The sequence below is a fragment of the Enterobacter sp. CPE_E863 genome, assembly GCF_046521465.1.
Taxonomy (GTDB): domain Bacteria; phylum Pseudomonadota; class Gammaproteobacteria; order Enterobacterales; family Enterobacteriaceae; genus Enterobacter; species Enterobacter adelaidei.
The window spans coordinates 1,810,745-1,829,153 of sequence record NZ_JBKFZX010000001.1 but is presented as its reverse complement, the minus strand read 5'-3'; the positions used below and the strand labels follow the sequence as shown (position 1 = coordinate 1,829,153).

The window sequence follows — 18,409 nt, the reverse complement described above, 5'->3', positions numbered from 1 at the left end:
ATGAGCCAGGTTAAAGAAGTTATTGTCCAGGGGTTGTGGAAGAACAACTCCGCGCTGGTACAGCTTCTGGGAATGTGTCCATTGCTGGCGGTCACCTCCACCGCCACCAACGCGCTTGGTCTGGGTCTGGCGACCACCCTGGTACTGACCCTGACCAACCTCTCCATCTCAGCCCTGCGCCGCTGGACGCCGTCGGAAATCCGTATTCCGATTTACGTCATGATCATTGCCTCGGTCGTGAGTATCGTCCAGATGCTGATTAACGCTTACGCATTCGGTCTGTATCAGTCGCTGGGCATCTTTATTCCGCTTATCGTCACCAACTGTATCGTGGTTGGACGCGCGGAAGCCTTCGCGGTGAAAAATAGTCCGGCCATGTCGGCGCTGGATGGTTTTTCGATTGGTATGGGCGCCACGGGAGCCATGTTTGTGCTGGGCTCAATACGTGAAATCCTCGGCAACGGTACGCTGTTTGACGGTGCAGACGCGCTGCTGGGCGGCTGGGCCAGGGCGCTGCGCATTGAAGTGTTCCACACCGATACGCCATTTCTGCTGGCCATGCTGCCGCCAGGCGCATTTATTGGCCTCGGCATGATGCTGGCGATAAAATACCTGATTGATGAGAAACGTAAGCGCCGCGCGGCAGAGCGCAGCGTCCAGGAAGGGATACCCGAGAAGGCCTCATGAATAAAGAAAAGCGCATTGCGATCCTGACTCGTCTGAGGGACGAGAACCCACACCCGACGACAGAGTTGAACTTTAACTCCCCGTTTGAGCTGCTGATCGCCGTGCTGCTCTCTGCACAAGCTACCGATGTAAGCGTCAATAAAGCCACCGCCCTGCTCTATCCTGTTGCCAATACGCCGAAGGCCATGCTGGAACTGGGCGTGGAAGGCGTGAAGTCTTATATCAAAACCATCGGCCTGTTTAACAGCAAAGCGGAGAACGTGATTAAGACCTGCCGGATCCTGCTGGAACAGCACGGTGGCGAAGTGCCGGAAGATCGCGCGGCGCTTGAGGCGTTACCCGGTGTAGGTCGAAAAACCGCGAACGTTGTGCTAAATACGGCATTTGGCTGGCCGACTATCGCTGTCGACACGCATATCTTCCGCGTATCTAACCGCACCAACTTCGCACCCGGCAAAAATGTCGAGCAGGTTGAGGAGAAACTGCTCAAAGTGGTTCCTGCCGAATTTAAGGTTGACTGCCACCACTGGCTGATTCTGCACGGGCGTTATACCTGCATTGCCCGTAAGCCTCGCTGCGGCTCCTGCATCATTGAAGATCTCTGCGAATACAAAGAAAAAGTGTATCCCTGATCGACTAATTCCCCCGCTAAAAGAAGGGCTACCAAACGCTCTTCTTTTGGCCGTTATTTGTCCGCCTGTTGCTTACCCTGGCTTGTCACTTGTTCGGCCATTTAACGCTCAAACAGGTTAATAGTTTTTTTATATCCAAAAATTTCTATATATCTGTGATCGCGATCACCCTGATAACTTCATGTTGATTTTTTGTTGTCAAAATCGGCCTAAACCCTTTATCTGACAAGACACACCTCTCCCATCACCGTAGATAAGACCAGCTATTTTTCAGAATATGGGCTATATCACTGCACCAGGCGGCAAATAGCAGAACATATCGCCAAAACCTAATCATGACCGGTCATTACCAGTCGAAAAAACTACCTTTACTCATTGCATGAAATTTAACGCTGAATAACATTTATATAAACCGACGATTATACCACCCAAGATATATGTAACAGATTATTACAAACGTATTGCCAGATGGAGCAGGATAGTGAACATTACCCGCCGTTTCTCCTCCCAAAATAACTATAAGGCGTATTGACTACGGCCATCACGCTATGAACACCCCCGTTAATATGGGATGTAAAAAAAGAGGTATATGTGTCTACTGCAAACAATAAACCAACAGATGAAAGCGTAAGTCTTAACGCTTTTAAACAACCAAAAGCGTTCTATCTCATCTTCTCTATCGAGTTATGGGAGCGTTTTGGTTATTACGGCCTGCAAGGGATCATGGCGGTTTACCTGGTAAAACAGCTGGGTATGTCCGAAGCCGATTCCATCACGCTGTTCTCCTCCTTCAGTGCTCTGGTTTACGGTCTGGTCGCAATCGGCGGCTGGCTGGGTGATAAAGTTCTCGGTACTAAACGCGTTATCATGCTGGGTGCCATTGTACTGGCAATCGGTTATGCGCTGGTTGCGTGGTCTGGTCATGATGCTGCTGTCGTGTATATGGGCATGGCGACCATCGCCGTGGGTAACGGGCTGTTCAAAGCGAACCCGTCTTCCCTGCTCTCTACCTGTTACAGCAAAGATGACCCGCGTCTGGACGGTGCATTCACCATGTACTACATGTCCGTGAACATCGGTTCCTTCTTCTCCATGCTGGCAACACCGTGGCTGGCCGCTAAATTCGGCTGGAGCGTGGCGTTCTCCCTGTCCGTGGTCGGTATGCTGATCACCGTTGTCAACTTTGCCTTCTGCAAACGCTGGGTTAAAAACTACGGTTCAAAACCTGACTTCGAACCCGTACATGTGGGTAAACTGCTGGCGACCATTGTAGGCGTTGTGATCCTTGCTGCAATCGCGACCTGGCTGCTGCACAACCAGGGTATCGCACGTGCGGTTCTGGGTGTGGTTGCACTGGGTATCGTGATTATCTTCGCAAAAGAAGCCTTCGCCATGCAGGGTGCCGCGCGTCGTAAGATGATTGTGGCGTTCATTCTGATGCTGGAAGCGATTATCTTCTTCGTACTGTACAGCCAGATGCCAACCTCTCTGAACTTCTTCGCCATTCGTAACGTTGAGCACTCAATTCTGGGTATCGCATTCGAACCGGAGCAGTATCAGGCCCTGAACCCGTTCTGGATTATGATTGGCAGCCCAATTCTGGCCGCTATCTATAACAAGATGGGTGACCGTCTGCCAATGCCGCACAAGTTTGCCATCGGCATGGTGTTGTGCTCCGGCGCCTTCCTGGTGCTGCCACTGGGTACCAAATTCGCGACTGATGCAGGTATCGTTTCCGTTAACTGGCTGATCCTGAGCTACGCTCTGCAGTCTATCGGTGAACTGATGATCTCCGGTCTGGGTCTGGCGATGGTTGCACAGCTGGTACCACAGCGTCTGATGGGCTTCATTATGGGTAGCTGGTTCCTGACCACTGCCGGCGCAGCAATCATTGCAGGTAAGATTGCAAACCTGATGGCCGTTCCGGATAACGTCACTGACCCACTGGTCTCTCTGAACGTCTACGGTACTGTATTCATGCAGATTGGTATCGCTACAGCAGTCATCGCTGCTCTGATGCTGCTGACGGCACCGAAACTGAATCGTATGACTCAGGACGACGACAAGACCGCTAAAGCGACTAAAACCGCTACCGCGTAATATCATTGAGAAACGACATAACAGAAGCCGCTAATGCATTAGCGGCTTTTTTTTTACCCGTTCGCGCACTAACATAGCTGAAACCTCAGCAAAAAAGGAGTTACCGATGAAACTGTTCTATAAACCGGGCGCGTGCTCTCTTGCTTCCCATATTACCCTGCGCGAGAGCGGCAAAGATTTTACGCTGGATGGCGTTGATCTGATGAAAAAACGTCTGGAAAACGGTGATGATTTTCTTGCCATCAACCCGAAGGGACAAGTTCCGGCACTGTTGCTGGATGACGGTACTCTGCTGACCGAGGGTGTGGCGATTATGCAGTTTCTGGCAGATAGCGTGCCCGATCGCCAGTTACTGGCACCGGTAAGTACGGTTTCTCGCTATAAAACGCTGGAGTGGCTGAACTACATTGCGACCGAGTTGCACAAAGGCTTTACGCCGCTGTTCCGTCCCGATACGCCAGAAGAGTACAAACCCACCTTGCGTGCGCTTCTTGAGAAAAAGCTGCAGTACGTTAACGAATCGCTGAAAGACGACCAGTGGATTTGTGGTTCGCGTTTCACAATTGCCGATGCGTACCTGTTTACCGTACTGCGCTGGGCGCGCGCGGTTAAGCTGAACCTGGAAGGGTTAGACCATATTGCATCGTATATGACACGCATGGCAGAACGTCCTGCGGTAGCTGCAGCGCTGAAAGCGGAAGGTCTTAACTAACATCGCCCGGCGGCGCTGCGCTTGCACGGGCCTACGGGTTGAGTAGGCCGGGTAAGCGCAGCGCCACCCGGCATATTTTAAAGCTGCGTTGCGCTAAAATAGTGTTCCGGCTTAGCAATACGATCCTGTGCCGCAACGACCTGTAATTCATACTCCTGCATTTCTTTCGTCGCAATCATGATTTCGTATACCGCCGCGGTGACATGCTCCAGGGCATCTCGCAGCGTTGCACCCTGCAGGAGTTTCACCAACAGCAGACCGCTGGTCACATCCCCAACCCCTACCGGCTGACGTGGGCCAAAATCCACCAGCGGACGGCTGATATGCCAGGCATCGTCTTTCGTCACCAGCAGCATCTCAAAACGGTCCTTACTAAGCCCTGCACGCGCGAGATGTTTCACCAGCACAGTTTTTGGCCCCAGAGCTATCAGCTCGCGGGACGCGCTTACCGCCTCTTCTACGCTGTTAACGGGATGCTCGCAAAGGATCTCCAGTTCGACCAGATTTGGCGCAATGATATCGCTGGCGGGCAGCGCATGGCGAACATGAAACTCTGCGACACCCGGTGCCACGATGCAGCCTTTCTCCGGATGGCCCATAACAGGGTCACAGAAGAATTTTGCCGCTGGGTTTGCCGTTTTCACCTGGCGAACAATACCGAGGATATGCTCTCCTTGCTCTGCTGAACCGAGATAACCGCTCAGTACCGCGTCACAACGTTTGAGCTGGCCGATATCGGCAATACCTTGCACAACTTCCGTGAGGTGTGAAGGCGGCATTACGTAGCCGGTCCATTGGCCGTATTGCGTGTGGTTGGAGAACTGTACGGTGTTGAGCGGCCAGACGTTGGCACCGAGGCGGCGCATTGGAAATTCCGCTGCGCTATTGCCAGCATGTCCGAAAACAACGTGGGACTGAATGGCGAGGATGTTCTTCATTTTTTTCTTACCAAACCCTGTAAAAACAAAAGGGGCGTGGTTTCCCACGCCCCTGGCTACTTTTAATTATTTCCAGCAGACCAGACAGTAATTTTTCTTGCCGCGACGCAGCAGCGTGTAGCGACCATACAGACGATCGCTGTCAGTGAAGGTGTATTCCGGGTCGGACTGCTTCTCACCATTGATGGTGATAGCGTTGGACGCGATGGTTTTACGCGCCTGACCACGGGAAGGCTGCAGCTCGGAGTCCACCAGCGCCTGCATCAGGTCAGCACCTTTTTCCATCTCGACCATTGGCACGCCGTCCTGCGCCAGCTGTTCGAAGTCCGCTTCGCTCAGATCGCTCAGTGTGCCGTTGAACAGGCTTGCCGTGATACGTTTTGCCGCGGCCAGACCTTCTTCACCGTGAACCAGTTTGGTCACTTCGTCCGCCAGCACGTACTGTGCACGTGGCGCCTTACCGCTATTTTTATCCTCTTCTTCCAGGGCATTGATTTCTTCAAGGTCCATAAAGGTGAAGAACTTCAGGAAGCGGTATACATCGGCATCAGCCGTGTTGATCCAGAACTGGTAGAATTTGTACGGGCTGGTCTTTTTCGGATCAAGCCATACCGCGCCACCTTCGGTTTTACCGAATTTGGTCCCGTCGGCTTTGGTGATCAGCGGAACGGTCAGACCAAAGACCTGGTTCTGGTGCAGACGACGGGTCAGGTCAATACCGGAGGTGATGTTACCCCACTGGTCAGAACCGCCAATCTGCAGGGAAACACCGTGCAGTTTGTTCAGACAGGCAAAGTCATAACCCTGCAGCAGGTTGTACGAGAACTCGGTGAAGGAGATACCCTGGTCATCACGGTTCAGACGCTGCTTCACGGCTTCTTTGTTAATCATCTGGTTAACAGAGAAATGCTTGCCGATGTCACGCAGGAAAGTCAGCACGTTCATGCCGCCAAACCAGTCATAGTTGTTAGCGGCAATGGCGGAGTTATCACCACAGTTGAAGTCGAGGAACGGTGCAACCTGTTTGCGGATCTTATCCACCCACTCCTGCACGGTATCTTCGGTATTCAGTTTACGCTCAGCGGCTTTAAAACTTGGGTCACCAATCAGACCTGTCGCACCGCCAACCAGGGCAACAGGTTTATGGCCCGCCATCTGGAAGCGTTTCAGGCATAACAATGGAACAAGATGCCCCAAATGCAAGCTGTCAGCGGTGGGATCGAAGCCGCAATAGAGCGCGATCGGGCCTTGCGCCAGTCGCTCTGCTAACGCTTCCTCGTCCGTCACCTGAGCCACGAGGCCCCGCTCTTGCAATTGTTTAATCAAGTTACTGCTTGCCATCAAATTCTCCATGTATAAACGACTGCACCTTTGCCGGTACACGACTTTTCGCCTGATGCGAAAGTACCATAGAATAAAGCGCAAGCGCGGTGTGCGCTAGCGCTTAAATCAACAAATTTCGGGGATTACGGTGCCAGTCTGTCGATTTTCCAGCCGCCATTGTCGCGCTGGTATAAAAAGCGATCGTGCAGGCGATGTTCGCCCCCTTGCCAGAACTCCATCTGCTCAATCGGGATGCGGAAACCGCCCCAGAAACTCGGCAGAGGGATTTCACCCTGCTGGAACTTCTGTTTCAGCTCAAGAAATTTGCTTTCCAGCACGCCTCGAGCTGAAATTCGGCTCGACTGTTTTGAAACCCAGGCACCAATCTGGCTGTCGCGCGGACGGCTGTGGAAATACTTCACCACTTCCAGCGTCGAGAGACGTTCCGCTTTGCCTGTCACCATGACCTGACGCTCCAGCATATGCCAGGGGAACAGCAGGCTGATACGCGGATTGTTTTCCAGATGATGTGCTTTGCGACTGCCCAGGTTGGTGTAGAACACCAAACCTTTCTCGTCATAATGCTTGAGCAATACGATGCGCTGATACGGTTGACCGTTTTCATCGACCGTTGCGACAACCATAGCCGTTGGGTCGGCCAGTTTCGCTTCGCAAGCCTGTTTCAGCCAGCGTTCAAAAAGCACGAGGGGTTCAGCGGGAAGGTCCTGGCGACGCAGGCCACCTTTGGTGTATTCACGGCGCAGATGCGCGATTTGCTGCAGTTCGTCGTTATCTGACATGGCGTTAGCTGACATTGAGATTGGGTGGCGCTATTGTGCGCCGCCCCTGTAAAAATCTCAACGCTTCGGATTTTCCAGCTGACAATTGTTCAGCACGATACGGTCACGTTTGTAGACCGTGGCGCTGTCCCCTTTCGACCAGAAGACATAGATACCATCGGTATAACGTGCACCGGAGGCCGAGATGCCCTGCTTCAGGGTCAGCAATTTATTGTCGTACACAAAACTGGCTTCCTGGCGCGGGTTATTCAGCTTAACGGTCAGCGGCTTTTCATCGCAACGATACTCCAGCGTATCGGTCTGCATACGCTCAACGAGTTGGTTATAGACGCTGCATCCTGACAGCAACAAAGGCGCGACAATAAGAAGAAGTTTTTTCATGAGCGTATTCCGACGACTTTCCTGGTCCTGGAGGGCGTGACTGCCCTCCTGTTTTTATTCCATTCTAACGACAATACGCGACGCTGAATTTCAGTTAACTCTGATTCTGACGAGGGTTGGCCGGGAAAATGGCACCAAGGACGCTCGCCTCACGCGCACCGGTTACCGACGGTAAATTGCCCGGTAGCCCGGCAATCGTGCGCCAGGCAAGCCATGCAAAGGCCAGCGCTTCCATATCATCTCCACTGATACCCGCTTCATCTGTCGTCGTGACTTCTGTACCCGGCAGTAGCCCGGCAAGACGCGCCATCACCAGCGGATTTCGGCTTCCTCCCCCGCACACCAGCAGACGTTCGCATCCGCCACTGAGAAGCACCTGTTCAGATATCGACACGGCCGTTAACTCAGCAAGTGTTGCCTGGACATCCTGCGGCGCGAGTGCCGGGAATTGCGCCAGCTGGCGCTCAAGCCAGCCATAGTTGAAATATTCGCGCCCCGTGCTTTTCGGTGCCGGTAGTGCAAAATAAGGGTCGCTTAACATGGACTGCAACAGCGGAATAATCACTTTACCCGCGCTCGCCCACTCCGCGTTTTTATCATACGGTTGACCGCACTGACGCCAGATCCAGGCATCCATTAACATATTGCCCGGGCCGGTATCGTAGCCACGTACGGGCTGTCCCGGGATGAGCATGGACAGGTTGGCGATACCACCAATATTGAGCACCATACGGCGTTCTGAAGGGTGCGCCAGTAAAGCCTGATGGAAAGCGGGCACCAGCGGTGCACCCTGTCCTCCAAGCGCAATATCGCGACGACGAAAATCGCCCACCACCGTTACACCGGTCTTTGCCACAATCTGGTTGTTATCACCAATTTGCAGGGTATGCGGTGCTTCGCCACCTGGCTCATGCCAGACAGTTTGTCCGTGACACCCAATGGCAACCACATCCTGTGGACGAAGATGTTCTTTGTGCATTAACGCCTGTACCGCATCAGCAAACAGCGCTCCCAGGCGTACATCGAGCTGCCCTAGCTGGGAAAGGGTGAGTTGCTGCCCCTGACAGATACTCAGAATATCCTCTTTCAGTGAAATGGGGATTGGCCAGGTCAGGCTCGCCTGCTGCGCCACCATGTTTTCATCAATGGCGGCCAGAACGACATCTACCCCATCCAGACTGGTGCCTGACATCACACCAATGTAGCGACCCGATTTCATGCGCTTTCCTTACGTTGCGTGGGCTAAGAGTATCCACTCAACCATAAACAGCGCTGCTTTGCTATCCGGCGATAATATTTTTTAACAATGTCAGACGGGTAACACGTGCGAAGACTGTTTATGTCTCGTTAAGTCAAATTCAAGTACAATTTTCCCATTGTTAGTGCAAAGATATGAACTATGGCCCCTTATGCCATATAATTTAGCCATAACGGATGCCCTCAATCGGGCGTTTTTGGTGAACAGGAGATTCAAATGATTTTACGTGTACTGGGCGTTTCGCTGATTGGTTTAACTCTGGCTGGCTGTGTGAATGACAGTTCACTTTCTGGCGACGTTTACAGCGCTTCTGAAGCGAAACAGGTTCAGAATGTGACTTACGGTACCGTTGTTAATGCCCGTCCTGTACAAATCCAGGGTGGTGATGAAAACAACGTGATGGGTGCAATCGGCGGTGCTGTGCTGGGTGGTTTCCTGGGTAATACCGTCGGCGGTGGTACAGGCCGCTCTCTGGCGACCGCAGCAGGCGCCGTTGCCGGTGGTGTAGCAGGCCAGGGCGTTCAGGGTGCGATGAACAAAACCCAGGGTGTAGAGCTGGAAATCCGTAAAGATGATGGCAGCACCATCATGGTTGTTCAGAAACAAGGTAGCACGCGTTTCTCTGCAGGCCAGCGCGTTGTTCTGGCGAGCAACGGAAGCCAGGTTACCGTTTCTCCACGTTAATTCGTTTTTGGATGTGGTCACCAGGCCACATCCATTTACAAAAATATAATATTAATTAATACTTTCACACAAATATATACTTAACTTATTATTAATTAGTCTTGATATTGTTCCTGCGCAAAGTATTTATAAAACTCATTAGTTAAACTCATCGCAATTGCCTTTTTTATTTATTATAATTTTGTTAAAACTTATATGCTTGCGATGAATAATTGTGTGAAGAACCGTTATTTCTTATTCTGTATCGGCTGCATTGCCGTCATTGGGCTATTGCAGGGTTTATTTTTAGAACTTGTCGAACGGGTACCGTCGTTCTCTCCGTTATTATTCCCTACACTGACCATTTTCTTACTGGTATTTCACCTGTTTATTGCCTGTTTTATGGCAATGAAATACTGGTGTGATCGAAGAAGGTTGTATCTGATTGCAATTGCCTTAGCCTTTGCCGGCTCGGCGATGATGATGGTAGGAACGCTATCCAGCTTCCCTTCCTGGTTAGCTCTCTATCAGTTCAATGCAGTTAACTATAATGATGCCATGATCTTCTTTATGTTCCGCCATCTTATCATGGCGGTTCTCATCATCCTTTCAGCCTTGCTTTATACCATCCGGGATTACCCGCTTTCACGTCCGGCACATATTTCCATCGTGACTGGCGGATTTATCTTTACTGTTTCTATGGTGGCTCTGGCGTGGTTTTGTTCCAGTCATTCATCACTGTTATTACTGGATCTTGTCGATAATGAAACCCGGCAATTTATGGTTCTCTGGAGCCAGGCCATTAATATTCTTCTTATTGTTCTCTGGATAGTAACGTTAGCAACACTAATGTTTATTACCCGGGTACGTAACCTTTTCTGGGTTGGCGGTAATTTCTTATGCGTCTGTTATATTGTGACGCTGACAATGCTACTGGCTGGCGGACACGCTGAAGATATCGCCTGGTATCGGGCCCGATTATTTGAAACAGTTGCTACGCTGCTTATTATTTTTGTTCTGCTTTATGATGTCTTCAGGTTGTATCGTGACTCACATTTAAAGTATCAGCAATCGTATCAGAACTCGATTCGCGATCCGCTCACCCGGCTTTATAACCGCAGTTATTTCTATGAATCATTAAATCAGGCCCTGGATATCGCCAAAGCCGGTCGTCCTGTTTCTGTTATCGTCAGCGATCTCGACCGCTTTAAGCGAATCAACGACAACTATGGGCATCTCCAGGGAGACAAAGTGTTGCAGTTTGTCGCTCATCTGCTGATGGATTCCGTGCGCCCACAAGATATTGCGGCCCGTATCGGTGGCGAAGAGTTTGTACTGATGCTGGCTAACACCTCTTCAGAAGAGGCTTACAAGGTGGCTGAACGCATACGGCTCAATCTGAGCGGCTTTGATAAGGCCAGCAGCGAGGGGCAGTCACCAGAACCGATCACTATCAGCATGGGAGTATTTACGGCAACCTCATCAGGGATTACTGCAGAAGAGTGCGTGGAAAGTGCCGATAAGGCAATGTACGAAGCAAAAGAGACAGGCCGTAACCGCGTAGTTGTCTTTAAATGAAAAAGGCCTTGCTGTTGCAAGGCCCTTTGGAATGTCAGTCGCGCGACTGCAGCTCATGGATGTTTTGTTCCAGGCGACCAATAAGGCTGATGAGCATTTCAAGCTCCGCCGGAGAAACACCCGAGAGGATTTCACCCCGCGTTTTGGTAATCACGGCTTCCATTTCAGTAATGATGGGAGTCGCTTTCTCTGTGAGTTTAATCCGCTTAGCGCGACGATCGCTGGCGCAGGTTTGCCGGGAGATGAGTCCCTTCTCTTCCAGCTGGTCAAGCGTGCGCACCAGCGACGGTTGCTCAATACCTATCGCTTTTGCCAGTTGAATTTGCGACTGTTCAGGCGGCAGCTGATGAATGTTATGCAGCGTAACCCAATGTGTCTGTGTCAATTCCAGAGGTTTCAGGCGATGGTCAATCAGAGCACGCCAGACGCGTACCAACCTTGCCAGATCAGAACCTAATGGCGATTCCAATTTCATCTCCTTATAATTAGCTTGCTAAGTTATTATACTGATTTTAGAATAGTGTGCAGCATTTATATTGCCAAAACAAATGCAATACTGCATTCATGGAACTTAAAAGTATGACTTACACTGAATTGTGATACCTCATCATATTAAGACAAGCCATTGTGACATTCTGTTCACTGCAAAGGATTTCTACCTGTGACGTTTTTTCATCACTCAGAAGGTTTGCCCCTTCAGGACTTGATCTTCGGTGCATCAGTCTACTTTCCGCCTCTGTTTAAAGCCGTACTGGTAGGTTTTATTCTCTGGCTCATCGCACATCGTCTGCTTCGTGACTGGATGTATTCCGGCGAAATCTGGCATCCCATGTTGATGGATCTCTCCCTGTTTGCCCTCTCCGTGTGTCTGGGTCTTGCTGTCTTGCTGGTGTGGTGAATATGCCCCTGAAAACGCTGAAGTACTTTTCCACGTTGTTTGTCCTCGCTCTCGCGCTGGTTGCAGGCTGGTGGCTGTGGAATTTTTATATGCAATCACCCTGGACGCGTGATGGCAAAATTCGCGCTGAACAGGTCAGCATTACTCCCCAGGTTTCAGGGAGTATCACGGCGCTTCTTGTTAACGATAACCAGTATGTAAAAAAGGGGGACGTGCTATTCCGTATCGACGATACCCCGTATCACATTGCGATTCTGAATGCCCAGGCTCAGCTGGCAAAAGCCCAGTCTGACTTAGCGAAAGCCAACAACGAGGCAAACCGCCGCCGACATTTATCGCAAAATTATATCTCTGCAGAAGATTTAGATACTGCGAATATCAACGTTAAGGCCATGCAGGCAAGCGTCAATGTGGCTGAGGCTACGCTGAAACAAGCCCAGTGGGAGCTAACCCAAACCGTTATAACATCGCCTGTCGACGGATGGGTGACCAACCTTTCAGCGCGTGTGGGTAACTATGCCACTACCGGACAGCCGGTGTTTGCCCTCGTCGACAGCCACTCCTTCTATGTCGTGGGCTATTTTGAAGAGACCAAACTTCGCCATATCCGCGAGGGTTCTCCGGCAACCATTACCCTTTATAGCAGTTCGCAAAAGTTACAGGGTCACGTATCCAGTATTGGTCGGGCGATATACGATCAAAGCGTTGAAACGGATTCCGGCCTGGTACCGGACATTAAGCCGAACGTTCCCTGGGTGCGTCTGGCTCAACGCGTTCCGGTTCGCGTAGAGTTTGACCGTCTACCGCAGGACATCACCCTGGTATCCGGCACGACCTGTACCGTCTCCATCGGAACCCGTTAATGAAACTGCAGGTGCTCTCCTGGCGTAACACGCCGTGGATGAAAGCGACGCGTCCCCAGTGGCGCTATGCGCTGCGTAATGGCATCGCGATGTGTCTTGCGCTGACCATCGCCTATTACCTGAACCTTGATGAACCCTACTGGGCGATGACCTCTGCGGCGGTGGTGAGTTTTCCCACGGTCGGAGGTGTTATCAGTAAAAGCCTCGGTCGTATCGTAGGCAGCCTGCTGGGTGCCAGTGCCGCGTTAATTATCGCCGGTCATACGCTGAACGATCCATGGCTGTTCTTGCTGAGCATGGCGGCATGGCTGGGATGCTGTACCTGGGCCTGCGCTCATTTTACCAACAACGTCGCCTATGCTTTCCAGCTGGCGGGCTATACCGCCGCCATCATTGCCTTTCCGGTGGTTAACGTACTCGATACCACCGAACTGTGGGATATCGCTCAGGCGCGCGTCTGTGAAGTGATTGTCGGTATCCTCAGCGGCGGGTTTATGATGATGATCCTGCCCAGTACGTCGGACGGCACCGCGCTCATCACCGCGCTGAAAGCCATGCATGCCCGATTGCTGGAGCACGCAAGCCTGCTGTGGCAACCTGATACCAACGATGAGATCCGTCTCGCCCATGAAAAGGTCATTGGGCAGATCCTGACCATGAATCTGTTACGCATCCAGGCCTTCTGGAGCCATTACCGCTTTCGCCGTCAGAATACCCTGCTTAACTATCTGCTGCACCAGCAGCTGCGCATGACCAGCGCTATCTCCAGCCTGCGCCGGATGTTACTCAATTGGCCGACGCCACCAGAAAACACCCGTGCGGTGATTGACGTACTGCTCGCAACGCTTGCACGCCCGGATGCGGACATCTACACCGTCGCGAAGATCATTGCGCCGCTCGCCCCGGTCGATGAGTACGATTATCGTCATCGCGCCTTCTGGCAGCGTCTTAATTATTTCTGCCGGCTGTATCTGCGAAGCAGCCGCTGGATTAGCGCCGTCGAGAATGCCACCCCGGTGACTGAATTCAACGTCCCGGGTAGTCCAGCGCTCGCACGCCATACAGACTATCTCGAAGCACTGTGGAGCGGCTTTCGCACCTTCTGCGCACTGATGCTGGTGGGGGCGTGGAGCATTGCCACGCAGTGGGACTCCGGTACGGCAGCCCTGACGCTCGCTGCCATCAGCTGCGTGCTTTACTCCGTTGCTGCCTCACCGTTTAACTCTCTTACGCTGCTGATGCGCACCCTGGTATTACTGTCGTTGTTCAGTTTTGTGGTGAAGTTCGGCCTGATGGTGCAGATAAGTGACCTGTGGCAGTTCCTGCTGTTTCTGTTTCCGCTGTTAACCACCATGCAGCTTCTGAAGCTGCAAATGCCCAAACTGGCGGGGCTATGGGGACAGTTGATTGTTTTTATGGGGTCGTTTATTTCCGTGACGAATCCGCCGGTTTACGATTACGCCAGTTTTCTCAATGACAACCTGGCGAAGATCCTCGGTGTCGGACTGGCCTGGCTGGCCTTCGCGGTGTTACGCCCCGGTTCAGATGCGCGCAAGAGTCGTCGGCACATCCGGGAGTTACGCCGGGGGTTTGTCGACCAACTCAGTCGTAAACCGCATCTGAGTGAAAATGAGTATGAATCGCTGGTTTATCACCATGTCAGCCAGTTGAATAACAGCCAGGACGCACTTTCCCGCCGCTGGCTGTTGCGCTGGGGCGTAGTGCTGTTGAACTGTTCACACGTCGTCTGGCAGCTTCGCGTATGGGAAACACGCACTGATCCCCTCTCACAGGTTCGGGATGTTTGCATCTCCCTGCTACGCGATGTCATGAGTGAACGCGGTGTTCAGCAGCGCCCCCTCGAAGCCACACTGGCTGAGCTGCAGCGGATCTGCGATACCCTCGCGCGGCACCATTTGCCCGCTGCTCGAGATTTGGCCTCGATCATCTGGCGCCTGCACTGCTCGCTGTCGCAGCTGGAGCAAGCGCCTCCTCCTGGAACCATTGGGGATCAAATTACGCCACAGGCATAACGCACCCCGCCACCGCCAAGCGGTTTAGGCCGATCGGACATATTGTCACCGCCAACATGGATCATCAGCGCTTTGCCTTTAATCTCAGCCAGTTTTTTCAGCCGTGGTGCAACGACGGGTTCCGTGGCTTTCCCGTCGTTATTCACCACCAGCACAGGGAGATCGCCGAGATGCCCCTTCCCGTTCGGACCTTCGTGTTTACCGGAGTGTTGGGGATCAAAGTGGCCGCCCGCTGATTCCGCCGCCGAGGCTTTTCCCTCTTTCAGTGCAGGCTGACAGCTACCGTTGGCATGAACATGGAAACCATGTTCACCGGGTGGGAGTGCTTTGAGGTTGGGTGCGAACTCCAGTCCTTTGTCGGTTTCGGTTATTTTCACCGTTCCGATTGACTGCCCCACACCCTGAGAGGTGACAAGATTCATTTCCACTTCATCACTGGCCGCCTGCGCACCAGCGCAGACTACCAGCGTGACGAGCGCCAGAGCAAAACGCTTCATATGACCTCCACGGGTTATTTTTTGCCCCTTAAGTTTATACCAGGGGCAAACATTTCACCGGAAAGTCACTTTTTGCTGGTTTACGGTACGTCGTAGCCGAGTGCGGCTTTACGGATGCGGAACCACTGCTGACGGGTCATCTGCAGCTCTTCAGCCGCAATCGCAGAGCGTACGCGTTCAATTTTACCAGAACCAATAATTGGCAGTGGTTTTGACGGCAGGCGCAGGATCCACGCGTACACCACTTGTTCGATGCTCTCAGCATTGAGCTCGCGGGCGATGGTTTCCAGTTCATTGCGCAGCGGCTGGAATTCATCGTCATTAAACAAGCGTCCCCCTCCCAGGCACGACCACGCCATCGGGCGAATGCGAAGCTGTTGTAGCTGGTCAAGCGTCCCATCCAGCAGCAGCGGCTGGTGAACCGGGGATATCTCGACCTGGTTAGTGGCCAGGGTAAATGGCAGGCGCGACTGAAGCAGCGCAAACTGTGCCGGGGTAAAGTTTGAGACGCCAAAATGACGGACTTTCCCGCTCTGATGCAGATTCAGAAACGCTTCGGCCACTTCATCGGCATCCATGAGCGGATCGGGACGGTGGATTAACAGCAGGTCGATATGATCCGTCGCCAGATTGACCAGCGACTGCTCAGCACTTTTGATGATATGCGCACTGTCGGTGATGTAATGACCGAGGGCATGCTCAGGTTTTGCCGTGGTGGCAATACCGCACTTCGTGACGATCTCCATGCGTTCACGCAGGGCCGGAACCAGCTTGAGCGCCTCTCCGAACGCGGCTTCACACTGGTAGCCACCATAAATATCGGCATGATCGACCGTGGTGATCCCTAAATCGAGATGCTCTTCAATAAAGCTCGCCAACTGGAGGGGGGACATATTCCAGTCCATCAGGCGCCAGTAGCCCATCACAAAACGGGAGAATTCTGGCCCCTGGGGGGCAAGGGTAATTCGCTGAACCATAACATTTTCCTCAAGGACGTGATGTCATGAGTATACGCAATTACCGTGTTAAAAAAGTGAAGGTTGCTGGGGTTCTTCTGCCTCACCCGCTTTATTTGCGCGTATTTTGCGCAGAAGTCGCTGTCGGCAGAGTCGAAGCACCTCCTGTTTTTGCGTGTCGCTAAAGGTTTGCCAGTTGAAACGTTCATCACGGGTACGCATGCACCCGCGGCAATATCCACGTTCATCTACCTGACAAATACCCCGGCACGGGCTCTGGATGGGGAAAAACTCCAGTTGCTCTGCCACACTCACCTCCAGATTACCGCTATCACTTACAGTGAAGACGTTAAACATGCCGCGTGCAAGGGCTTTACCACAGATTTGTGGCATTAAGGTTTCACTAATCTTCCCTCTCTATACTCGCCCCATCATTAAAATGACAGGTTTTTCATTCGATGCGGTTAATTAAAAAGTTACAGTGTAACGACATTAAATTTACTCTTGGCTGTGCGCTCTTCTTTACCCTGGTAAACGCGCTATTTATACAACGCAGTTGGGCAATTATCGCCCCCGCTCATCTTCACGATATCCTCTTTGCCGCTACCGTACCGCTGGTGCTGTTTTGCGGCTGGGTGATTGTGTTTAGCCTGCTCAATATTCCATTTATTCGCAAGCCGCTGCTGATTGTGCTGACGCTCGGGTGCGCCGCTGCCACCTACTTTATGTACACCTACGGCGCGGTTATCGATCAGAACATGATCGTGAACGTGTTCGAAACGAACTCCCAGGAAGCCACCGCCCTGGTAACGCCACAGATGATTTTGTGGATTGTTGTTGCCGGTCTCATTCCATCCGTAGTGCTGGTATTGACCCGCATTCGTACCGGGAAATGGTGGTATGCCCTGTTGATGCGCGTTGCCGCAATGCTCGGTGCCCTGCTGGTGATTATCCTTATTGCCGCCGTATTTTATAAAGATTACGCGTCGCTGTTTCGTAATAACAAAAGCATTGTCAAAATGGTCACCCCCGCGAACTACGTCAGTGCCGTGATGAAGTACAGCAAAATGCGCTGGTTTGCAGGCGATCAGACGCTGGTGCGGATTGGCGAAGATGCACACAAAGGACCCTTGATTTCAGGTCAGCAAAAGAAAACCGTTCTGGTGCTTGTCGTCGGCGAAGCGTCACGCGCGGCGAACTACTCCCTGAACGGCTACGAACGCGAAACAAACCCGGAACTGAAAAAGCAGGATGTGATTAACTTCCCGCAAGCCTCCTCGTGTGGTACTGAAACCGCGGTATCCGTTCCCTGCATGTTCTCCGGCATGACGCGCAGCAAATACGATGCTGACCTGGCTCATCATCGGGAAGGACTGCTCGACGTGCTCAAGCATGCGGGTATCAATCTGCTGTGGCGCGACAACGATGGCGGCTGTAAAGGTGCCTGCGATCGCATCCCCCATACCGACATGACGCAGTGGAAACTGGATCAGTTCTGCAAAGACAAGTCCTGCATCGACGACGTGAATTTCTACCGCCTGGACAACGTCCTGGATGGCCTAAAGCAAGATACCGTTCTGGTTATCCACCTGATGGGCAGTCACGGCCCCGCGTACTATCGCCGTTATCCGGATAATTTCCGTAAATTCACCCCAACCTGCGACACCAACGAAATCCAGGATTGCGATCATCAGGCGCTGATAAACACCTATGACAACACGATCCTGTATACCGACAGCGTGGTCAGTAAAACGATTGATACGTTGAAAGCACGACAGGCAAGCATGAACACTGCGCTGATTTACCTCTCAGATCACGGCGAATCGCTGGGCGAAAGCGGTATCTATCTGCACGGCACGCCGTACATGCTGGCACCGGAACAGCAAACACACATTCCGTTTATGTTCTGGTTGTCACCGGACTATGCGAAAAATTTTGGCATCAACGAGCAGTGTTTACGTGACCATGCGGCAAAAAATGCGGTTTCTCAGGACAATTTGTTCTCGACTGTACTGGGTATGATGGACGTGAAATCAACGGTTTATCAACAGCAACTGGATATTCTGCACGCGTGTCGTCAATAAACTTGC

At 52.1% G+C, this 18,409-nt stretch carries 19 protein-coding genes; 10 read left to right on the top strand and 9 right to left on the bottom strand.

All coding sequences use genetic code 11. The features are described 5' to 3' along the window. The 4 genes from ACLHV8_RS09040 (at position 1) to gstA (ending at position 4,131) form a co-directional block, all read left to right on the top strand. Positions 1 to 687 (top strand): electron transport complex subunit E, encoded by a 687-nt coding sequence (locus ACLHV8_RS09040; RefSeq protein ID WP_128347957.1) that lies wholly within the window; start codon positions 1 to 3, stop codon positions 685 to 687. Next, a complete protein-coding gene (gene nth / locus ACLHV8_RS09035; RefSeq protein ID WP_049006313.1) occupies positions 684 to 1,319 on the top strand; it encodes an endonuclease III in 636 nt (211 codons plus the stop codon). Before ACLHV8_RS09040 ends, nth begins: the two co-directional genes overlap by 4 nt. 591 nt (positions 1,320 to 1,910) lie before the next feature. Further along, on the top strand, positions 1,911 to 3,419 hold the full coding sequence (gene dtpA, locus ACLHV8_RS09030; RefSeq protein WP_028017307.1) for a dipeptide/tripeptide permease DtpA: 1,509 nt from the start codon (positions 1,911 to 1,913) through the stop codon (positions 3,417 to 3,419). 106 nt (positions 3,420 to 3,525) lie between these two features. Next, complete coding sequence (gene gstA, locus ACLHV8_RS09025; protein WP_028017306.1) at positions 3,526 to 4,131, top strand: glutathione transferase GstA; 606 nt, start codon at positions 3,526 to 3,528, stop codon at positions 4,129 to 4,131. A gap of 77 nt (positions 4,132 to 4,208) precedes the next feature. Here the strand turns inward: gstA and pdxY are convergent, their stop codons facing one another. From pdxY to anmK, 5 genes are all read right to left on the bottom strand, one after another. Beyond that, complete coding sequence (gene pdxY / locus ACLHV8_RS09020; protein WP_208593921.1) at positions 4,209 to 5,069, bottom strand: pyridoxal kinase PdxY; 861 nt, start codon at positions 5,067 to 5,069, stop codon at positions 4,209 to 4,211. 66 nt (positions 5,070 to 5,135) lie between these two features. Next, positions 5,136 to 6,410, bottom strand: a complete 1,275-nt coding sequence (tyrS, locus tag ACLHV8_RS09015) for a tyrosine--tRNA ligase (protein ID WP_208593920.1) — start codon at positions 6,408 to 6,410, stop codon at positions 5,136 to 5,138. A 125-nt stretch (positions 6,411 to 6,535) separates the two neighbouring features. Then, positions 6,536 to 7,192 (bottom strand): pyridoxamine 5'-phosphate oxidase, encoded by a 657-nt coding sequence (pdxH, locus tag ACLHV8_RS09010; RefSeq protein WP_028017303.1) that lies wholly within the window; start codon positions 7,190 to 7,192, stop codon positions 6,536 to 6,538. 57 nt (positions 7,193 to 7,249) lie between these two features. Further along, positions 7,250 to 7,573, bottom strand: coding sequence for a C-type lysozyme inhibitor (gene mliC, locus ACLHV8_RS09005; protein WP_028017302.1), 324 nt, complete (start codon positions 7,571 to 7,573; stop codon positions 7,250 to 7,252). 94 nt (positions 7,574 to 7,667) lie between these two features. Further along, positions 7,668 to 8,792 (bottom strand): anhydro-N-acetylmuramic acid kinase, encoded by a 1,125-nt coding sequence (gene anmK / locus ACLHV8_RS09000; RefSeq protein WP_028017301.1) that lies wholly within the window; start codon positions 8,790 to 8,792, stop codon positions 7,668 to 7,670. A gap of 255 nt (positions 8,793 to 9,047) precedes the next feature. Between anmK and slyB the strand changes: the two genes are divergently transcribed. Both slyB and ACLHV8_RS08990 read left to right on the top strand, forming a co-directional pair. Continuing rightward, the gene (gene slyB, locus ACLHV8_RS08995; protein ID WP_008500578.1) at positions 9,048 to 9,515 is read left to right on the top strand and encodes an outer membrane lipoprotein SlyB; all 468 of its coding nucleotides are present in this window, start codon (positions 9,048 to 9,050) and stop codon (positions 9,513 to 9,515) included. 195 nt (positions 9,516 to 9,710) lie between these two features. After that, positions 9,711 to 11,072 carry an MASE4 domain-containing protein gene (locus tag ACLHV8_RS08990; protein WP_410376863.1) on the top strand — a complete coding sequence of 454 codons (1,362 nt, stop codon included), beginning with the start codon at positions 9,711 to 9,713 and terminating at the stop codon, positions 11,070 to 11,072. Between the two features lie 34 nt (positions 11,073 to 11,106). On the opposite strand, the gene slyA is transcribed toward ACLHV8_RS08990, so the two are convergent. Further along, positions 11,107 to 11,547, bottom strand: coding sequence for a transcriptional regulator SlyA (gene slyA, locus ACLHV8_RS08985; RefSeq protein ID WP_028017299.1), 441 nt, complete (start codon positions 11,545 to 11,547; stop codon positions 11,107 to 11,109). 186 nt (positions 11,548 to 11,733) lie between these two features. On the opposite strand from slyA, the gene ACLHV8_RS08980 reads away from it, so the two are divergent. Genes ACLHV8_RS08980 through ACLHV8_RS08970 form a run of 3 tightly spaced genes read left to right on the top strand, consistent with a single transcriptional unit; the run spans position 11,734 to position 14,866 of the window. Beyond that, the gene (locus tag ACLHV8_RS08980; RefSeq protein ID WP_028017298.1) at positions 11,734 to 11,970 is read left to right on the top strand and encodes a DUF1656 domain-containing protein; all 237 of its coding nucleotides are present in this window, start codon (positions 11,734 to 11,736) and stop codon (positions 11,968 to 11,970) included. A gap of 2 nt (positions 11,971 to 11,972) precedes the next feature. Beyond that, entirely contained in the window at positions 11,973 to 12,833 is an 861-nt protein-coding gene (locus tag ACLHV8_RS08975; RefSeq protein ID WP_028017297.1) for an HlyD family secretion protein, read from the top strand. After that, entirely contained in the window at positions 12,833 to 14,866 is a 2,034-nt protein-coding gene (locus ACLHV8_RS08970; RefSeq protein ID WP_208593918.1) for an FUSC family protein, read from the top strand. Before ACLHV8_RS08975 ends, ACLHV8_RS08970 begins: the two co-directional genes overlap by 1 nt. Here ACLHV8_RS08970 and sodC read toward each other — a convergent pair. The 3 genes from sodC to ACLHV8_RS08955 form a co-directional block, all read right to left on the bottom strand. Then, positions 14,845 to 15,363, bottom strand: coding sequence for a superoxide dismutase [Cu-Zn] SodC (gene sodC, locus ACLHV8_RS08965; RefSeq protein ID WP_208593917.1), 519 nt, complete (start codon positions 15,361 to 15,363; stop codon positions 14,845 to 14,847). The two genes, ACLHV8_RS08970 and sodC, sit on opposite strands and share 22 nt — an antisense overlap. An 80-nt stretch (positions 15,364 to 15,443) precedes the next feature. Further along, on the bottom strand, positions 15,444 to 16,340 hold the full coding sequence (locus tag ACLHV8_RS08960) for an aldo/keto reductase family oxidoreductase (RefSeq protein ID WP_049006321.1): 897 nt from the start codon (positions 16,338 to 16,340) through the stop codon (positions 15,444 to 15,446). Between the two features lie 48 nt (positions 16,341 to 16,388). Further along, positions 16,389 to 16,676, bottom strand: coding sequence for a DUF1289 domain-containing protein (locus ACLHV8_RS08955; protein WP_161788399.1), 288 nt, complete (start codon positions 16,674 to 16,676; stop codon positions 16,389 to 16,391). Between the two features lie 101 nt (positions 16,677 to 16,777). Here ACLHV8_RS08955 and eptA point away from each other — a divergent pair, with 101 nt between their 5' ends. Then, a complete protein-coding gene (gene eptA, locus ACLHV8_RS08950; RefSeq protein ID WP_049006323.1) occupies positions 16,778 to 18,403 on the top strand; it encodes a phosphoethanolamine transferase EptA in 1,626 nt (541 codons plus the stop codon). Positions 18,404 to 18,409 lie beyond the last annotated feature (6 nt).